This window comes from Pseudoalteromonas sp. MQS005 (assembly GCF_001661605.1).
In the GTDB taxonomy this organism is placed as follows: domain Bacteria; phylum Pseudomonadota; class Gammaproteobacteria; order Enterobacterales; family Alteromonadaceae; genus Pseudoalteromonas; species Pseudoalteromonas tetraodonis.
Genome location: NZ_LYRQ01000036.1, coordinates 12,523 through 30,277 on the forward strand (window position 1 = coordinate 12,523; position 17,755 = coordinate 30,277).

Genomic DNA, 17,755 nt, shown 5'->3' on the forward strand with positions numbered 1-17,755 from the left:
TGATGTAGTTTCATTTAACCTGCTTTAGGGCATGCTTCTTGCTTTAAAAAGCTTATAAAAACATGCCAATTAATTGGCTCATAACGAATAACAATAAACACAAAGTATAGTTACGCATAATATCGTGGTCGCATTTAACTACTTTTCGATATTAGATTTATTTAATTCTCTAATAAATGATTGCAACAGTATACCTACTTTTAAATTAGACGGTGATGATTTATAAATGGCTGAAGACGTATTGCTCAAGCATGAAGCGCTTGTAAATGAATTAAAACAGTATTTGGGAAATGCTAAGTTTGATCTCATTTTCAAGTCAAAAACCGCCGAGTTAAGCAAACCCGAGCAGTTTTTAATAAAAATGGAAATGTCGCGTTTATCTCAGCCGATAGACCGCTTTATTGATCTGCGTGGCTCAGTAACCGGCCAAGTAAAACCATATGAGCATAACGGTAAACAACACTTTATGGATGACACCGCCATTGAAGTATTCGAAGCAGCAATAAAACAACATAAAGGCTACACCCTTGCCGTGTACGAAGCGGTGATGAATACCGAAAATAATTATCGTGTATTACAGCAAAAATCAACGACCACCCCAGCTAAAATAATTGAACCATTACCCGAACTACCCACCGATGTAATTAAGTTTGCGGCTTATGAAAGTCGTAGCGAAGAGCGAATGAATTACTCAATTAAAATTACTATTGAGTACGATGAGCAAACAAAAATTGAAGCAAGTACTTCTGATATTTCACTCAGTGGCTGTAAAATTAAGTTGGCATCCCGCTATAACTTAAAAAAAGGTCAGCTTATTGTTATGCACTTAGTTGGCCTTGAACAAGATTTTGAGCTTGGGTTAAAAAATGGGATTGAATACGAAGTGGTTGCGATAGAAAACACCTCGGATGAATTTAATCATATTCGCTTAAAACGCACATTTAAAGAAAACAACACCGCGTTTGACCATTTTTTAAAAAGCTTTATTCACGGCAATAAACGCCGCTACAAAGTGAACTTAGATAACACCCTCGATGCAGTTATTTCTAAAGGATACGAGCAATATTACATTCCTAGGGTCAATTCGCTATACGTTTTTATAAGTCAAAAAAACGGTGTTTATTATCCAAGCTTAAGTTTAACTACAGAAAACAGCCTGTTTATTCAGCGTTACTTTACCGATGAGCGCAAAGTATCTTGCCTATACAGTGTGTTAAACCATAAGCGTATTCGTAACTTGGCACTAAAACCTGTTGCTGTAAAAGAGGAATATTTATATACCTTTACCCATGTCTCTGCAGGAAAAATTTACTACTATTCAGCCACTCGTTCAGAGCTTGAGCAACATGCACAATTAAAAGCGTTATTTTTTGGTTTTGGTAGCCGAAGAGACAGTTGGCGCTGCTTTAAATTACAATTGATGCCAAGCCATACTGAAGATGCTTATATTCCTTTATCTTTACCTAACTCTTTGGGTAAAGATATTGAGAAACTTAATAAACCGCCTTCACCACGTGTTGAAGGCGCCATAAAAGACGTAAAATATTTAATGCTACTTACTCAAGTAGGTAATAAGCATGAACAACAGCATTATCAACAGTATGAATTTGATAAAGCCTTGGCCAATAAATTGAAATTGTTTGGCCACAGTAAGCATGCATCACCGCCGGAGCTAAATACCGTGCCGTTAGAGTACGTGAACCTTCGTTCTAATAAGCGTTACCTTTATAAAACCAGCGTCGTTATTAACACCCGTGACTCAGTGCTGCATGGCCATACTCGGGACTTTTCAGTCTTTGGTTTGCAACTAGAGTGCAATCAAGAAGTAAACTTTAAAAAAGGCGATATCGTGTCGCTGTCATTCCCCGATTTACAAAAAATCACCAAAAGTTATTCATTAAGCCTTATTCAATATGAAGTAATGGCGGTGAGTAAATCGTTAACCACGATTAATTTAAAAGCACACGTAGAGAAAAAGTCGCCTCATACTGGGGTCGATTTTTTTACTCTTTTAATTGACAGCAATAAACAAAAATTAAAAATAGCAGAAGAGTCACCTAAAGTACCTGGGCTTTCTACAGCACTTAGAAATATGGTAACCAAAACACTTTGCCAGTTCCCAATATATTTACATAAATCAATGGCTCACTTTGAAATTGGCGCCATGGGATTTGGTTTATATCCAAGCCCTCTGCATGTTATTTTACAAAATTTTTCACTGCTAAATACTAAAACAGACTTATCAAATATTATTACTAAAGCGCACATTGCTGATGTGATCACCCCGAATATTAAAGAGCGCTCTCGCCAAGACTCGCCATTAGAATTTAGTTTGGTGATTAACTTCGATCCTAAAAAAGAAAATATAGCCGATGCAATTACCAGTCAGTGTATTTTAGGCACCGACTGCAGCGAGTTTAAACAGCAAGTAAGTAAAGGGCTGAAGTCTGAGCTGGTTTTTATAATGCGTTTATATATTTCACGTACTGGTCGACTAGATACTGACTACTTAGCAAATGAGCTAAAATACGTTAGCCAATACGCAATTCACAAGGCTAAAGACTTAGAGGATGCCTTGTGGTCAGTATCGGGAGTTGGCGATATTATTGATGTAAGTGACGAAGCCCTTGTACATTTATCGCTCAACAAACAACAGGTTGAGCAAATGTCTAGGCGAAAACTAATTTGGTTAAACCGTTTACGTTAACCCTGTGATGGATTTAGCGGAACCGCCAACATATACAGCAATTGTAATAACGAGCCTTGGCAAATAGCCGCTTGGGCTTGTTCAACTACTTTAGGTTTGCCATGCACAGCAACGCCTAATCCTGCTTGAGCCATCATTTTTAAATCATTTGCGCCATCACCAATGGCAACTGTTTGCGTTTTTTCAAGGCCTAGTTTTTGTTGAAGCGATTCTAAAATAACCGCTTTTTGCTCAGCATCAACAATGCCTCCTAACACCTTACCGGTCAGTTTGTCGTCTTTAAATTCCAGCACATTGGCATGGACTTCATCTAAATTAATTAACTCTTGTACACGCTCTGCAAACGGCACAAATCCGCCTGATGCAATGGCTAAATACCATTGGTGGTGCTTTAAAATTTGGCACAACGCTTTAATACCTGGCATTAAAGGCAGTGCACTTTTAAGATCATCAATTAAGCACTTTTCAATGCCTTCAAGCTTGGCAACGCGTTGGTTTAAACTCTCACTAAAATCAAGCTTGCCTGCCATTGCCTGCGCGGTCACGCTGGCAACCTCGTCATATACATTAGCTAAACGCGCAATTTCATCAATGCACTCAATAGTAATGGCTGTTGAATCCATATCCATTACCAATAATCCTGGTTTTTTTAAATCAGGGGGATTGGTTACTTGCACTAACTGACACGTCAAGGTATTTGCAAAAGTTTGAAGTTCAAGTGGGTTTATTGCCTGCTCTGTATTTTCTATATAAAAACATAATGCCGGAGATAACCCTAAATCTGGCTGGTATTGGCACATTGCTGTCACATTTTGCTGATGAGTGGCAAAAAATTCAATCATGCTATTGATATGCGCCATACTAAAATCGCCTGCAAATGCGATACTAAAAAGCCCTCGTTCTCTGCTTGGAATTGTATTTAAAGGTGCAAATACGCCCTTTTGATAGCTGAACCATTTATTTAGGGTAAGTTGTGATAATGGTTGCTCAGCGCTGTGCTGTGCCATGTTCGCGTTCGACATGGGATCTCCGTTTATATTTCCTGACATTTAGCGCATTGATGATAAGGATATAAGATACAAAATTCGCCATCAGGGTGGATTTAAGGTTATAGTGTAGTTGTAACATCAAATCAAAATGCTGTCAGCAGCATATACGGTGACTATGAAAAATAACCATCTTAAAAATCCACTTACAGCCTCGCAAAAAAAGCGTTTAGTCCGTTTGCTATTGGCCGCTGGCTGCTTTGTATTATTAAGCTGGGTGGGTATAAATAGTAGCTTTCAAAGTCATCAACTGCTTTACGATAATGCCAATAGCGCAGCTAAATCTCTCACTCAGTTTATGGCACTGAATGCTAAAAATCCGCTGATAGAAAAAAACAAATCGCAACTGACCACCTTATGCAACAATATCAGTAAAGATGAATTTGTACTCTCGGCCACTATTTATGACAAACAAGGTGTGGTACTTGCGAGCAGCGATAATTGGCAATCGCATCATGTGTATGGCTTATTACCTGACTCATCACCGGGTATTAGTAAGTTAAAAACGCCTTTTGTTGAGCAAGTTATTTCAGACGACAACCGCCCGATTGGCTTTGTATCTATTACCTATTTAACCCGTGCTGCGGTATCGGCTAGCCATAATCATTTTCATGATTTAGGTCGCCAAGTGCTACTTATGTTAGTGATTGCCTGTATTTTTACTTGGCAATTAGGCCGAGGATTAAAGCGCTGGCAAGTAAATCGTTATATACAAAAAACCTCTGAGCATGAATCATAAAGCTGCTCAGCTAATTGAAATTTATCGCTATTTGGTTTTAAACCATAAAGCGCATCAAATACGTTAGGAATATGCAATGGGGTATTTACCTCCCCTTGATAGCCACTTAGCGGCATTGAAGGTGAGTCAGTTTCAAGCACTAAATGCTGCGGCTCAAGCTTTGCTATAACTGCACGTGTTTTAGCTGCACGCTCGTAAGTTATAACCCCACCGACTCCAAGTTTAAAACCCTGCTTTATATAATAGTGCGCTTGTTGAATTGAGCCTGAAAAAGCATGGAGCACACCGCCGTTTTTTGGCCTACAACGCTTAAACGACTGCGCAATTAAATCATGGCTTTGCCTGTGATGAACAATTAGCGGTAAATCAAGCTCATTAGCAAGCGCTATTTGCTGCTCAAACAAAAAGGTTTGTTTTTCAAGATTGGAAATACTGCGATCGAGCCCGCACTCACCAATAGCCACCAGCTGTGTTTTATTTGCTTTAGCAAAATTAAATAATGACTCTAAATGTGATTGTTGGTGTTGCTCTAAAAAATAAGGATGCAGCCCTGCCGCTATGCTGACTTGTGGGTAGGTTGCTTTAAACTCTAGTAGGTTTTGAGATTGCGCCAAGCTAATACCTGGCACAATAAATTGGCTAACGCCCTTTGCTACACAGGCATTAATAAGTGATTCGCGGTTTGCATCAAACTCACTAAAATCAAGATGGCAATGCGAGTCTATAAACTTCAAAAAACTAGCCCACTACGGATTTAAGCGCGTTATTTGCCAGCTATTATCGGCCTGACGCTGATACATAAAGCGATCATGTAGACGATGAGCTCCGCCTTGCCAAAACTCGATTTTTTGCGGCACAACACAATATCCGCCCCAAAAATCAGGGAGTGGTATTTCACCTTTGGCAAACTTGTTTTTCATATTGGCAAAGGTTTCCATTAACACTTTGCGCGACGACACCGGGCGGCTTTGTTGCGACGCCCAAGCGGCTAATTGACTTTCTTTTGGACGTGATAAAAAGTACTTAGCCACGGCAGACGTTGGAAGCGGCTGCGCCTCACCATATACAATTACTTGGCGCTCCATGTGGTGCCATGGAAAGTGCAAGGAAATTTTATTATTGCCTTTAAGCTCTTGTGCTTTTCGTGAACCGGTATTAGTAAAAAACACAAAACCGTTATCATCTAAATGCTTTAGCAGCACAATACGCTGTGAAGGCTGACCGGTGTCATCAACCGTAGCGACCACCATTGCTGTAGGGTCGGGCAAGTTACTAGCAACAGCGTGCTCAAGCCAGGTTTCAAACTGCTTAAACGGATCATCAAGCAAGTTGTCTTCACTGAGCGCATCTTGCAGGTATTCACGACGAATATCTTCGAGTTTCATATCAAATCCTTCTAAAGAGCTATCAGCTATCAGCTATCAGCTATCAGCTATCAGCTATCAGCTATCAGCTATCAGCTATCAGCTATCAGCTATCAGCTATCAGCTATCAGCTACAAAATTGGTGAACATACCGAACAGTGTCAATATAAATCTAACACCTAAACCTAAAATTATCTGTAAGTCTAGGAGTGCTAGCAAGGCGGTAAAACTATTTATGCATAGGAGCATACGGTTTGTATGTGACTTAGGCTAAATAGTTTTACCAACGCAGCTAAAGCGAACTACACGCAGCAGACGTTCACCTAAGTAGTTTAGTCTAAGATAAGGCGGACACTCCGACTTATCCCTATGAGCATACGTAGTTGTATGTGATTAGGGCCAACTATTTAGTGCCAAGCTTCGCATCTGCAAGTGTAGAAGTGCTGACAAGGCGAAGTGCTTTTTTATGCCAAGGAGCATACGTTTTTGTATGTGACTTAGGCTAAAAAAGCACGACAACGCAGTCAAAGCGAACTACACGTAGCAGATTACATTTGCTCCATGACTTCGATGCCTAACAGATCTAAACCCGTTTTCAGCGTATCTGCCACTAAATTACACAACACTAAACGGCTATCACGAACACTTGGCTCTACGCCCTCTTTAAGTACTGGGCAAGCTTCATAGAATGTCATGTATAAACTAGCTAGTTCGTATAAATAACCACATAATACGTGCGGTGTGGCTTCATTGATCATCAGATCAAGAACTTCTTCTAACTGTAATAATTTAAGCGCGAGGGTTTTCTCTTGCGGCTCAATAATACTTACATTGGCTTTTAAGCTTGCAGCATCAACGCCAGACTTACGGAAAATACTGCGAACACGCGTATAAGCATATTGTAAGTAAGGGGCTGTTGCGCCTTCAAAGCTTAGCATGCTGTCCCAGTTGAAGATGTAATCGCTGGTACGATGCTTGGAAAGGTCAGCATATTTAACTGCGCCAATACCCACTTTACGTGCAATTTCACTACGGTCTTCGTCAGATAAATCTGATTCACGCTCAGCCAATTTAGCTGCTGCGCGAGTAATTGACTCTTCAAGTAAATCAGCTAATTTAACCGTGCCGCCTGTACGGGTTTTAAATGGTTTACCATCAGCGCCCATCATGGTGCCAAATGGACAAAACTCGTAACTAGTTTCATCACGTAATAAACCGGCTTTACGTGCAGTTAACTCTACTTGATTAAAGTGAAGACTCTGGCGCGCATCAACAAAGATTAAAATACGCTCAGCGCCTAGCTTGTTTGAGCGATAATCACACGCTGCTAAATCAGTGGTTGCATATAAGAAGCCGCCACCTGATTTTTGTACGATAAATGCTGAAGGTTCACCGTCTTTATTTGCCAGCTCATCTAAAAATACCACTTGTGCGCCTTGCGACTCTACTGCGATATTTTTATCTTTTAATAAGCTAATAATATCGTTAAGTTCACTGTTATAAGCACTTTCAGCCATAATGTCGGCAGGTGTTAGTGTTACATTTAAACGCTTGTATACTTCTTCAGAATGCTTAACTGAAGTGGCAATAAATAGTTTCCACAGTTTTTCACAATGTGCGTCGCCACCTTGTAGTTTAACTACGTAGTTACGCGCTTTATCGGCAAAGCCTTCTTCGTCATCAAAACGCTTTTTCGCATCGCGGTAAAAGGTTTCTAAATCAGCAAGCGCAACAGTATCTAAATCAACACCTTGGTTAATTTGATCTTCTAAATGCGCAATTAGCATACCAAACTGTGTGCCCCAATCACCCATGTGATTTTGACGAACAACGGTATCGCCTCTAAATTCAAGCGCACGTACTACGGCATCACCAATAATAGTTGAGCGTAAGTGACCTACGTGCATTTCTTTTGCAAGGTTAGGCGATGAGTAATCAACCACTACTTTTTGTGGTTTGGCGTGCTCATTTACGGCAAGTTTTGCGTGGTTATTAGCAGCTTGTACGCTTTGAGCTAAAAACTCCGGCTTTAAGTGAATATTAATAAAACCAGGGCCAGCAATTTCCGTTTTTTCGGCAATGTCGCTTACATCTAACTGATCAATAATTTTTTGCGCCAATTCACGCGGGTTACTTTTCATTTTTTTAGCTGCGCCCATCGCGCCATTAATTTGGTAATCACCAAACTGTGGGCGAGTGCTTTGGGTAACCGCTGGGTTAGTATCTTCTGGTAGGCCTGCGGCGGTCATAGCGGCAATGGCTTTTTCTACTAAAATAGTACGAATATTCATAATATTATTTACCTTTATAAGCCCGCCAAAGCAGGCTTTGTGTTAATTCTAGAGGCTAAGTGCTAGTTTTCACGCGTGTGATTAAATGTCACTTCAGGGTAACGCTCTGTCGACAAGTTAAGATTTACACGACTCGGCGCGATGTAAGTTAAATTATCGCCACCATCAAGTGCTAAGTTGCTTTCGCACTTACGTTTAAATTCTTCAAACTTTTTAACATCATCACAGCTAACCCAACGGGCTGTATTTACATTCACGCTTTCGTAAATTGCATCAACGTTATATTCAGCTTTTAAACGCGCTACCACCACGTCAAACTGCAACACACCTACCGCACCTACAATTAAGTCATTATTAATTAATGGTCTGAATACTTGTACTGCGCCCTCTTCTGAAAGCTGTACCAGTCCTTTTAATAGCTGTTTTTGTTTTAATGGATCGCGCAGACGAATACGGCGGAATAATTCAGGGGCGAAGTTTGGAATACCGCTGAACTTAATTTTTTCGCCTTGGGTAAAGGTATCACCAATTTGAATCGTACCGTGGTTATGTAAGCCAATAATATCACCAGCGTAAGCATCAGCCGCACGCTCACGATCGCCCGCCATAAAGGTTACCGCATCAGAAATACTCACTTGTTTACCTATACGCACATGATTCATTTTCATGCCTTGGCTGTATTTACCCGATACAATACGCATAAAGGCAATACGGTCACGGTGTTTTGGATCCATGTTGGCCTGAATTTTAAATACAAACCCAGTGAAGTTTTCTTCTGTGGCTACAACTTGGCGGTCTTCTGTTTCACGAGGTAAAGGCGTTGGCGCCCATTCAGTCAGTCCATCTAGAACATGATCTACACCAAAGTTACCAAGTGCAGTACCAAAGTATACAGGCGATAACTCACCCGCTAAGAACAGATCTAAATCAAACTCGTGTGATGCACCAATAACCAGCTCTAACTCGTCACGTAACTGGGCTGCAAGTTCATCACCAATCGCTTGGTCAAGCTCTGGGTTATCAAGTCCTTTAATGCTACGCACTTCTTGAATAGTATGGCCTTGACCTGTTTTGTATAAAATAGTTTCTTCGTTATGGATATGGTAAACACCTTTAAATTCTTTACCACAGCCAATTGGCCACGTAATAGGTGCACAAGCAATATTTAGCTCTGTTTCTACTTCGTCGAGTAGTTCCATTGGGTCGCGAATATCACGGTCACATTTATTCATAAAGGTAACAATCGGCGTGGTGCGCAGGCGTGTTACTTCCATTAACTTACGGGTACGTTCTTCTACACCTTTGGCGGCATCTATCACCATTAAACACGAATCTACCGCGGTTAATGTACGGTAAGTATCTTCAGAGAAGTCTTCGTGTCCTGGGGTATCAAGTAAATTAACTAACGCATTGTTATATGGAAATTGCATTACTGAGGTAGTCACAGAAATACCACGCTCTTTTTCCATTTCCATCCAATCAGACTTAGCATGCTGATTAGAGCCACGGCCTTTTACTGTTCCGGCTTTTTGAATTGCTTGTCCGAATAACAATACTTTTTCTGTGATAGTGGTTTTACCCGCATCCGGATGCGAGATGATCGCAAAGGTACGGCGTTTATTAATTTCGCTAAGGAGATTTTGGTCTGCCATTAAAAAGGTTCTTTTAGTTGATATACGGATGTATTTGTATTTTAGTATGCTGAGCTTTCAAGGCTAAAAACAAGCAAACCTAGAAAGCGCAACATACCCCAACAAGAACCCAAATTAGCTCTTGTGACGCTATCCGTTAAGTTAATCGTAATTGAAGACTATTTTCGCTGATCTTGGCTTTATAAACAATCAATGGTTGGTTATTAACGGATCTTTTTTAAGTTTGGTGTTTTCAGCGATTATTAACAATAACGCTATAAATTGCCCACTAACTTAACACCAAGCTTGAGTAATGGTTCTGTAAATCATATTATTGTTCGATTACATGGAGGATTTGATGTTGGGTAATGAAAACCAGTAAGCTAAGTATTCGATTATTATGGTATATAACTCCACTGGTTATACTGCCGTTGTTATTTTTAGGTGGGTTTACGCTCACTAATGTAACTAACTCTACGCAAAAACAAGCTGACTTGATAATGAGTCGCTTTGTAGAGCAACAACAGCAAAAAGTATTCAACTATATAGACTCTTTTCATGCAACGGCTAAGTTACTCTCTGCCTCACCGGTACTAAGTGACTTTTTAGCTAAAGATTTATTTGAAGACGCCAGCTATACCTATCGCCTTGGCGCGTTAATGGATGTATTTGCCAGTTACAGTGAAGCCTACCCTGATATTATTAGTATTAATTTAGTCTCAAAAACCGGTGAAAGTGATGCCTATTACTCCAGTAATTTAACTGTCGCGCCAAAGTCTTATCCGTTTTTTGACCAAGTCATACAAAGCAATTTAAGCCAGCAGCAGTTTATGGTGCAAAAAGAAGATGGCACCACCAACTTATATTTTGTGCAACGCATATACAGCGTTGACTACTATTTAAAACGCCCACAACAACTTGGTTTTATTGTCCTTAAGGTCGACCCTTCAATTTTAAACACCAGTATTTTAGAAGCCCCTTATAACAACACCTTAAATTTACTGCTCGCCAATGATGGTAAAATTTTATTTAGCTCTGATTACAAAATGCGTGGCCACTATGTTAGTGAGTATGAACTTAATAAAATTAATGACCTAGCTGATATTGGCAGCTTATCAACCATTGAGCTTTCGAGCGTTGATAAAATAGAACGATTGATTTTCGCAGCCCAAATGAGTGGCGGCTACTATTATGTGTCGACCATTCCTAAAGCGGTACTGTATCAATCAGGTAAGGCAATTAGTGTCATCACAGGGTTAATTGTAATTATTTCTGTGATCACCCTACCGATCTTAATTTTTATTGTGGTGCGCAATTTACTGCTTAACCCAATTGAATTACTAGGTGAAGCAAGTCATCGCGTTGGTGATGGCGACCTCTCAGTAACACTGCCTGCTTATACAACCGATGAGGTAGGCATACTGTTTAACGACTTTAATCACATGATTAACCAAATTAAGCACTATCAAGAGCAGCTAGAAGAATATAAGCATCACTTAGAAGACAAAGTAGAGAGCCGTACTAAGGCACTTGAATCAATGAATAGCAAGCTTGAAACAGCCATCGCTCAAGCAGAGCAAGCAAACCAGCTTAAGAGCCGTTTTTTAGCCAATATGAGTCATGAAATTCGCACTCCGCTCACTGCTATTATGGGTTTTACCGAGCAACTACTGCATAGCGATAAGAAAACAAACGATAAACATCATTTAGGCACTATTCTTCGTAATTCAAAACATTTATTAGAGCTTATTAATAACATCCTCGATTTATCAAAAATTGAAGCCGAAAAACTCGCTGTTGAGCAAACACCATTAAATGTTGTGCAGCTTATTCATGATGTTGAATCAATCATTAAACCTTTAGCACAAGAGAAACAGCTTTCATTTACAATTAATTATTCGCTACCATTACCACATACCATAAATAGTGACGTTACTCGTTTAAAACAAATACTGATTAATATTGCCAGTAACGCAGTTAAATTTACTGAGCAAGGCCAAGTAACAATTACAGCAAAGTTTCAAGCACCAAAAATTCTTACATTTATAGTTGAAGACACCGGTATAGGCATGTCGGCAAACCAAATAAGTCGATTATTTACGCCATTTGAACAAGCTGATGCCACAACCACACGCCGATTTGGTGGTACAGGATTAGGGCTATGTATTTCAAAAAACTTGGCTCAGCTGCTCGGTGGCGATGTCAGCGTCACCAGTGAAGTGGGTGTGGGTAGTTGCTTTACTATCGATATAGATTGCCATTTAGGTAATGGGCTTAGTAGTAACCTGCTTTTGACTGAACACTCTCAGCTATCACCCGAAAAAGACCCGCAACTTTCTTTTGCAACCAATAACTTTGATGCGCATATTTTAGTGGCAGAAGATAACCCCGATAATCAGTTGCTGATAAAATTACTCCTTCAAACATGGGGGTTAGAGCCTGATATAGCCAATAATGGCGCACAAGCAGTAGAAATGGCACTAGTGAACGACTACCAGCTTATAATCATGGATATGCAAATGCCGGTTATGGGCGGCTTAGAAGCAACTAAAATGCTCAGAGATGCCGCCTACGATGGCCCAATTATCGCCCTAACCGCTAATGTCATGAACCATGATATAGATACTTACCTTGAAGCAGGCTGTAACAAAGCGCTTGGTAAACCCATTGATAAAGACGCACTAGAAAATGTATTAGTCAGCTATTTACACCTTGAACGCGATAATCAAAATAAGTGGGATAGCTTATTAAAAAGTGAGAAATTTCAGCAAATAAATGCTAATTATTTGGCAAGTTTACCTGATTACTTAAAGCAGATAAAAACCCTTTATAACAACCAAGATTGCGAAACACTACGCGCACTTGCCCACAGTATTAAGGGCAGTGCCGGTTGTTTTAACTTTGATGATATTTACCATAGCGCATCAGCGCTTGAGCAAAGTTTAAAAGGCAATGATATGACTCAAAGAGAAAAACGCGTTGTAGAACTCATTACAGCAATAGAACAAGCCATCGCTAATAAGTAATCATTAAAAATTTAAACCCAGTGCCATGCCCATTAAAATCGCATCTTCAAAGCCATTTTTATTTGGCGCATCGCTGGGGTAATAATTTTTACGTACTGACATTTCAATAAAGCCCGCACGCTCATACAAAGCAATCGCCCGCGTATTAGACTCTCTCACTTCTAAAAATAAGTTTTCGGCACTGTGTTGCTCGCCGTACGCTATAAACTGCGTTAATAACTGCTTAGCAAATCCTTGTCCCTGAAAGCTCGGGGCAACACAAATATCCATTAAGGTAAAATCGGGCCCTGCTTTTTCACCAATGTAAAAGCCTATCATTTGCTCGTCTTTGAACGCAGCTAAATTGAAATAGCGACCCTGCAAACACGACTGCATTGTTTTTAACGTCCAAGGGTGTGTATGACAGGCATTTTCAATGGCCATCAGCTCATTGATATTCTCATCGGTAACCGACTTAAAGTGTATCAAGGTGTTCACTCATTAAAGCCCATAACGCACGTTTTTGCGCACAGGTTAGGTTAGAATCAGGCAGGCCTAATTGTTGCTCACTAAACTCAATGGTTGATGATTTAACAATTGAGTTTATTGTTACAGGTGCAAAGGCACGCTCAATATCATCTTTTAATGTATCACAGAGTATTAACGATGAAGTCGCTGACAACTCAGCTTGAGCTGGGCGAAAGTGTTGATTAAGTTCAAGCTTTTCTATACCAAAAACAGATGCGTAACGTGAATGCATAACAACTCGATGGATTAGTAAGATGAATAATATAGGAAGTAATCAAAACGATGTAAAGAAGAAATGGCAGGGGCGGAGAGATTCGAACTCCCAACCGTCGGTTTTGGAGACCGCTGTTCTACCAATTGGAACTACGCCCCTGCAATGACGATGAATTATAAAGACCTTTTGACAAAGGTAAAGTAAAAAATCAACTTTTTGGTTTGTTTGCTTTTTAAATAAACAAAACGGCGAATTAGCATGCTAATTTATGATTTTTCACTTTTTAACAACCACTCTCACTAGCTTATACTGTCTTAGCTCACACAGTGTAAAACTAAAATAGATACTCTGACTTCAAATTAGCCATAGAGTAATTACCAGTAAACACTTAAACTTTAATTACTTTTAACTTCTTCAGCTCTTCTGTAATATTTAAAAGTGTTAGTGGCTTAGGTAAAACCGCATTCGCGCCGCACGAAATTAAGCGTTCAGCTTCACTGCCAACCGTGGCAGCTGTTACACCAATAATAGGATTAGCAAAGCCTTGCTCACGAAGTTTAGTAGTTAGTTCGTAGCCATCACAATTTGGCATCATGATATCTGTAATGACTAAATCAAAATCGCCTGTGCCTGCCTGATTTAAACCAATAATACCATCCTCTGCCTCAGTCACTATCGCGCCATTTTGGCTAAGGATCTTACTAGCTACCATGCGCAAAATTGGTGTATCTTCGACTAATAGTATTTTTAGGTTTTGTAGTAATTCGAAATCATCTGTTAATAATGAAGTTGCATCATCCTCATCAACACTATGTAAAACAAAGGTAAGCTCAAAATTAGCGCCACCGTTTTTGCTACTAATATAGTTTAAATCCCCCTCTACCAAAGTGTTAGCTATTTGCTTGCAGATATTAAGCCCAAGTCCAGTGCCTTCACTCAATGTCTCGCCACGCTCAAATGCATTAAACATCTTATCTCGAAACTTAGCATCTATACCTTTACCATCATCAATAACATTAATACGATAATGGGTTTTATCATGACTTAAAGATTCGGTTGATTTAATTACAGTGACTGTGCTGCCACCACTATGTAATATGGCATTCTTAATTAAGTTCTGAATAATTTGGAAGATAGCTTTAGTGGAGCCTATATGATGCTCTGTAACTGCTCTTTTTGCTGAGAAGTTAATAATAAAATTATACTTTTCGGCTAAAGGCTTTACTCCTTCAATCGCCCGTTCAACAGTATCATGAACCGATATAGTTTCATTATTTTTGTACATGCCTAACGAAGTACTATTAGAGGACGTCTTCATATCATCTAATACACACAGTAAGTGACTTGATAACCGCTGCACCTCTAAAATATTTTTCGAACAGTTTTGTTCAAGCTCAATATCTATCAGCATTTTTATGGTTGCAGCGGGTGTTCGCAACTCATGCCCAATGACCCCGTATATTCGTTCGTTGGTATCTAATTGCGATTGAGTTTTATCGACTAGGGCTTGATAACTATTAAGAAAATAATAAACTAAGATGGAAAGAACGATACTGCTAAACACAATGCGCACCACTATCGCTGTGGTTTGGGGCTCAGCATTGGCAAGTAACATTAATGGCGCAATATTTAAGATGCAAATGCAGATAATACGCGTTTTGCTCTTTAAGACGAGCACTAATACTACCACAAAAAGCGGCGCTAGACTTACCGGGATAACGCCATTAACCAAAATAAGAAAAGGAAAAGCCAACGTAATCAAAATAGCCAATAGCGTTAATAAGCGTTGTCGAATTTTTTTAAAGGCAATAGCGCTTAATGTGCATAACTCCCACACACCAATTATCACTAGTGATAATATATTATTCTGCAGCTCAAGTATAAGTAAGCTAGTTGCAGTTAACAATCCACCCACACACAATAACCAAAGGATGAAAAGTTGCATTTGCTCTTCGAACCTATTAACCGTTGATGTATCAGTTATCACAAAAAACCTCACTACCCTTATATCAAGTTATGCTTCAATAAATAGCTATAGGAGACGTAGGATGGTATTTAACAATTTCCTCCTCCAATAAACAGCGTATTTTTGCTTGCTTGTCCATGTTATCAATATGGAGCTCTAAGCATTACAGTAGAAAAGCAAAGCATTAATAAAACGCTTTTATTCTTACCTGTGTTAACACATTCATTTTATTAATTTGTAGCTAGTTTCAGCGAAAGGGCTTACATCGTATACTGCAAATAAGGATAAAATTATGATCTCATACCTGAGTTGTTTGTTTTCATTTATATTATAGATACGTTTTCAAATTTAGCCGTACTTTTTACAGTGTCTACAAAGCGCAGCGCTACAAGGACAGTTTACCGAGCTTATTCAATGCCATTAAGGTTTTGATTGATATTCTTATGCACCCTACTGTGTCATTGTATTAATAAAGTTCTGCTTGGTGGTTTTAAATTAGGTGGGTTTATAATTGGGCGATGGTTAAAAAATTAATCTCCATATAAAAAAGCAAGCCATTAATAAAATAATGGCTTGCAGCATAGGATTATTCCCACTCGATAGTGGCAGGTGGTTTTCCTGAAATATCGTAAACAACGCGTGAGATACCGTCGATTTCGTTAATGATACGGTTAGAAACCACACCTAAAAACTCATACGGTAAATGTGACCAACGCGCAGTCATAAAGTCGATGGTTTCTACACAACGAAGTGAAACAACCCAATCATACTTACGTGCATCGCCCATAACCCCTACCGACTTAACCGGTAAGAATACAGTAAACGCTTGGCTTACTTTATGATAAAGCTCTGCTTTGTGAAGCTCTTCAATGAAGATAGCATCCGCGCGGCGAAGTAAGTCACAGTACTCTTTTTTGATTTCGCCAAGTACACGCACACCTAAACCTGGCCCTGGGAATGGGTGACGGTAAAGCATGTCGTACGGTAAACCTAGCTCTAAACCAATTTTACGTACTTCATCCTTAAATAACTCACGTAATGGCTCTACTAAGCCCATTTGCATGTCATCTGGTAGGCCGCCCACATTATGGTGCGATTTAATCACGTGTGCTTTACCAGTCGCTGATGCCGCTGATTCGATTACGTCAGGGTAAATTGTACCTTGACCTAACCATTTCGCGTTTTTAAGCTTTTTAGCTTGCTCATCAAATACATTAATAAACGTGTGGCCAATAGCTTTACGCTTATCTTCTGGGTCTGATTTACCTGCCAAGTCATTTAAAAATTGATCTTCGGCATCTACTTTAACAATGTTTAAACCAAACTTATTGCCAAACATATCCATAACTTGCTGGCCTTCGTTTAAACGAAGTAAACCGTTATCAACAAATACACAGGTTAGGCGCTCACCAATAGCACGGTGAATAAGCATAGCCACAACCGATGAATCTACACCTCCTGATAAGCCTAAAATAACTTCGTCGTCACCTACAGTTTCTTTGATACGCTCAATGGCGTCATCAATGATTTTTGCTGGCGTCCATAATTTTTCACAACCACAAATATCAATAGCAAAACGCTCTAGTAAACGTTGACCTTGATGTGTGTGCGTTACTTCTGGGTGAAATTGTACACCGTAAAAGCGTTTTTCTTCGTTAGACATCGCAGCATGCGGGCAGGTAGATGTTTTAGCTGTGGTTTTAAACGTATCTGGAATTTCCATTACTTTATCACCGTGGCTCATCCACACATCTAGTACGCCATTGCCGCCATCAGTAATATGATCTTCAATGGCATCAAATAATGCACAGTTACCCACTTTTTCAACTTGTGCGTAACCAAATTCTTTTTTATCTGAGCTATGTACACGGCCGCCAAGCTGCGTTGCCATAGTTTGCATACCGTAACAAATACCAAGTACTGGAACGCCTGCATTAAATACATACTCAGGAGCACGCGGGCTATTTTCAAGCGTGGTTGATTCTGGGCCACCAGAAAGGATAATACCTTGTGGGTTAAACTCGCGAATTTGCTCTTCGGTTACATCCCAAGCCCAAAGCTCACAATAAACACCAATTTCGCGCACGCGACGGGCGATTAACTGCGTGTATTGTGAACCAAAATCTAAAATGAGGATTCGTGAATCGTGAATGTCTTTGCTCATGAAGTATCTCGTAAAGTCAGGTGCTAAACGCCACCAGCTTAAGCTGTGTGACTATATTAGGGCTAACAAAGGTTAGCCCACTTTTTTCAAGTTGTTAAAG

General features: G+C 39.7%; 12 protein-coding genes and 1 tRNA gene. 3 read left to right on the forward strand and 10 right to left on the reverse strand.

All coding sequences use genetic code 11. The features are described from left to right. Positions 1-226 precede the first annotated feature (226 nt). Entirely contained in the window at positions 227-2,707 is a 2,481-nt protein-coding gene (locus A9479_RS13025; protein ID WP_064663610.1) for a PilZ domain-containing protein, read from the forward strand. On the opposite strand, the gene serB is transcribed toward A9479_RS13025, so the two are convergent. Further along, positions 2,704-3,729: a phosphoserine phosphatase SerB gene (gene serB, locus A9479_RS13030; protein WP_064663611.1), complete on the reverse strand. Its 1,026-nt coding sequence runs from the start codon at positions 3,727-3,729 to the stop codon at positions 2,704-2,706. The two genes, A9479_RS13025 and serB, sit on opposite strands and share 4 nt — an antisense overlap. Positions 3,730-3,871: 142 nt before the next feature. Here serB and A9479_RS13035 point away from each other — a divergent pair, with 142 nt between their 5' ends. Continuing rightward, positions 3,872-4,492 carry an AhpA/YtjB family protein gene (locus A9479_RS13035; protein WP_024602098.1) on the forward strand — a complete coding sequence of 207 codons (621 nt, stop codon included), beginning with the start codon at positions 3,872-3,874 and terminating at the stop codon, positions 4,490-4,492. Here A9479_RS13035 and A9479_RS13040 read toward each other — a convergent pair. From A9479_RS13040 to prfC, 4 genes are all read right to left on the reverse strand, one after another. Beyond that, entirely contained in the window at positions 4,459-5,226 is a 768-nt protein-coding gene (locus A9479_RS13040) for a TatD family hydrolase (protein ID WP_064663612.1), read from the reverse strand. The genes A9479_RS13035 and A9479_RS13040 overlap by 34 nt on opposite strands. 12 nt (positions 5,227-5,238) lie before the next feature. Then, a complete protein-coding gene (pdxH, locus tag A9479_RS13045) occupies positions 5,239-5,877 on the reverse strand; it encodes a pyridoxamine 5'-phosphate oxidase (protein ID WP_024602100.1) in 639 nt (212 codons plus the stop codon). A gap of 527 nt (positions 5,878-6,404) precedes the next feature. Beyond that, complete coding sequence (gene argS / locus A9479_RS13050) at positions 6,405-8,147, reverse strand: arginine--tRNA ligase (protein ID WP_064663613.1); 1,743 nt, start codon at positions 8,145-8,147, stop codon at positions 6,405-6,407. 62 nt (positions 8,148-8,209) lie between these two features. Next, positions 8,210-9,799, reverse strand: a complete 1,590-nt coding sequence (prfC, locus tag A9479_RS13055; protein WP_028833913.1) for a peptide chain release factor 3 — start codon at positions 9,797-9,799, stop codon at positions 8,210-8,212. Positions 9,800-10,146: 347 nt separating this feature from the next. On the opposite strand from prfC, the gene A9479_RS13060 reads away from it, so the two are divergent. Continuing rightward, complete coding sequence (locus A9479_RS13060) at positions 10,147-12,804, forward strand: ATP-binding protein (RefSeq protein WP_064663614.1); 2,658 nt, start codon at positions 10,147-10,149, stop codon at positions 12,802-12,804. A gap of 3 nt (positions 12,805-12,807) precedes the next feature. Here the strand turns inward: A9479_RS13060 and rimI are convergent, their stop codons facing one another. From rimI to guaA, 5 genes are all read right to left on the reverse strand, one after another. Continuing rightward, the gene (gene rimI / locus A9479_RS13065; protein WP_010387705.1) at positions 12,808-13,272 is read right to left on the reverse strand and encodes a ribosomal protein S18-alanine N-acetyltransferase; all 465 of its coding nucleotides are present in this window, start codon (positions 13,270-13,272) and stop codon (positions 12,808-12,810) included. Continuing rightward, positions 13,259-13,543, reverse strand: coding sequence for a hypothetical protein (locus tag A9479_RS13070; RefSeq protein WP_010387704.1), 285 nt, complete (start codon positions 13,541-13,543; stop codon positions 13,259-13,261). Before A9479_RS13070 ends, rimI begins: the two co-directional genes overlap by 14 nt. Before the next feature lie 64 nt (positions 13,544-13,607). Next, positions 13,608-13,684, reverse strand: a tRNA-Trp gene (locus A9479_RS13075). A gap of 229 nt (positions 13,685-13,913) precedes the next feature. Beyond that, the gene (locus tag A9479_RS13080) at positions 13,914-15,512 is read right to left on the reverse strand and encodes a response regulator (protein WP_231893566.1); all 1,599 of its coding nucleotides are present in this window, start codon (positions 15,510-15,512) and stop codon (positions 13,914-13,916) included. Positions 15,513-16,077: 565 nt separating this feature from the next. Continuing rightward, on the reverse strand, positions 16,078-17,655 hold the full coding sequence (guaA, locus tag A9479_RS13085; RefSeq protein ID WP_010387703.1) for a glutamine-hydrolyzing GMP synthase: 1,578 nt from the start codon (positions 17,653-17,655) through the stop codon (positions 16,078-16,080). Positions 17,656-17,755 lie beyond the last annotated feature (100 nt).

Bases quoted from the DNA above. Each gene is read 5' to 3' on its own strand.
- pdxH (WP_024602100.1), bottom strand. From the start codon at position 5,877: ATGAAACTCGAAGATATTCGTCGTGAATACCTGCAAGATGCGCTCAGT.
- serB (WP_064663611.1), bottom strand. From the start codon at position 3,729: ATGTCGAACGCGAACATGGCACAGCACAGCGCTGAGCAACCATTATCA.
- A9479_RS13035 (WP_024602098.1), top strand. From the start codon at position 3,872: ATGAAAAATAACCATCTTAAAAATCCACTTACAGCCTCGCAAAAAAAG.
- prfC (WP_028833913.1), bottom strand. From the start codon at position 9,799: ATGGCAGACCAAAATCTCCTTAGCGAAATTAATAAACGCCGTACCTTT.
- argS (WP_064663613.1), bottom strand. From the start codon at position 8,147: ATGAATATTCGTACTATTTTAGTAGAAAAAGCCATTGCCGCTATGACC.
- guaA (WP_010387703.1), bottom strand. From the start codon at position 17,655: ATGAGCAAAGACATTCACGATTCACGAATCCTCATTTTAGATTTTGGT.
- A9479_RS13060 (WP_064663614.1), top strand. From the start codon at position 10,147: ATGAAAACCAGTAAGCTAAGTATTCGATTATTATGGTATATAACTCCA.
- A9479_RS13025 (WP_064663610.1), top strand. From the start codon at position 227: ATGGCTGAAGACGTATTGCTCAAGCATGAAGCGCTTGTAAATGAATTA.
- A9479_RS13070 (WP_010387704.1), bottom strand. From the start codon at position 13,543: ATGCATTCACGTTACGCATCTGTTTTTGGTATAGAAAAGCTTGAACTT.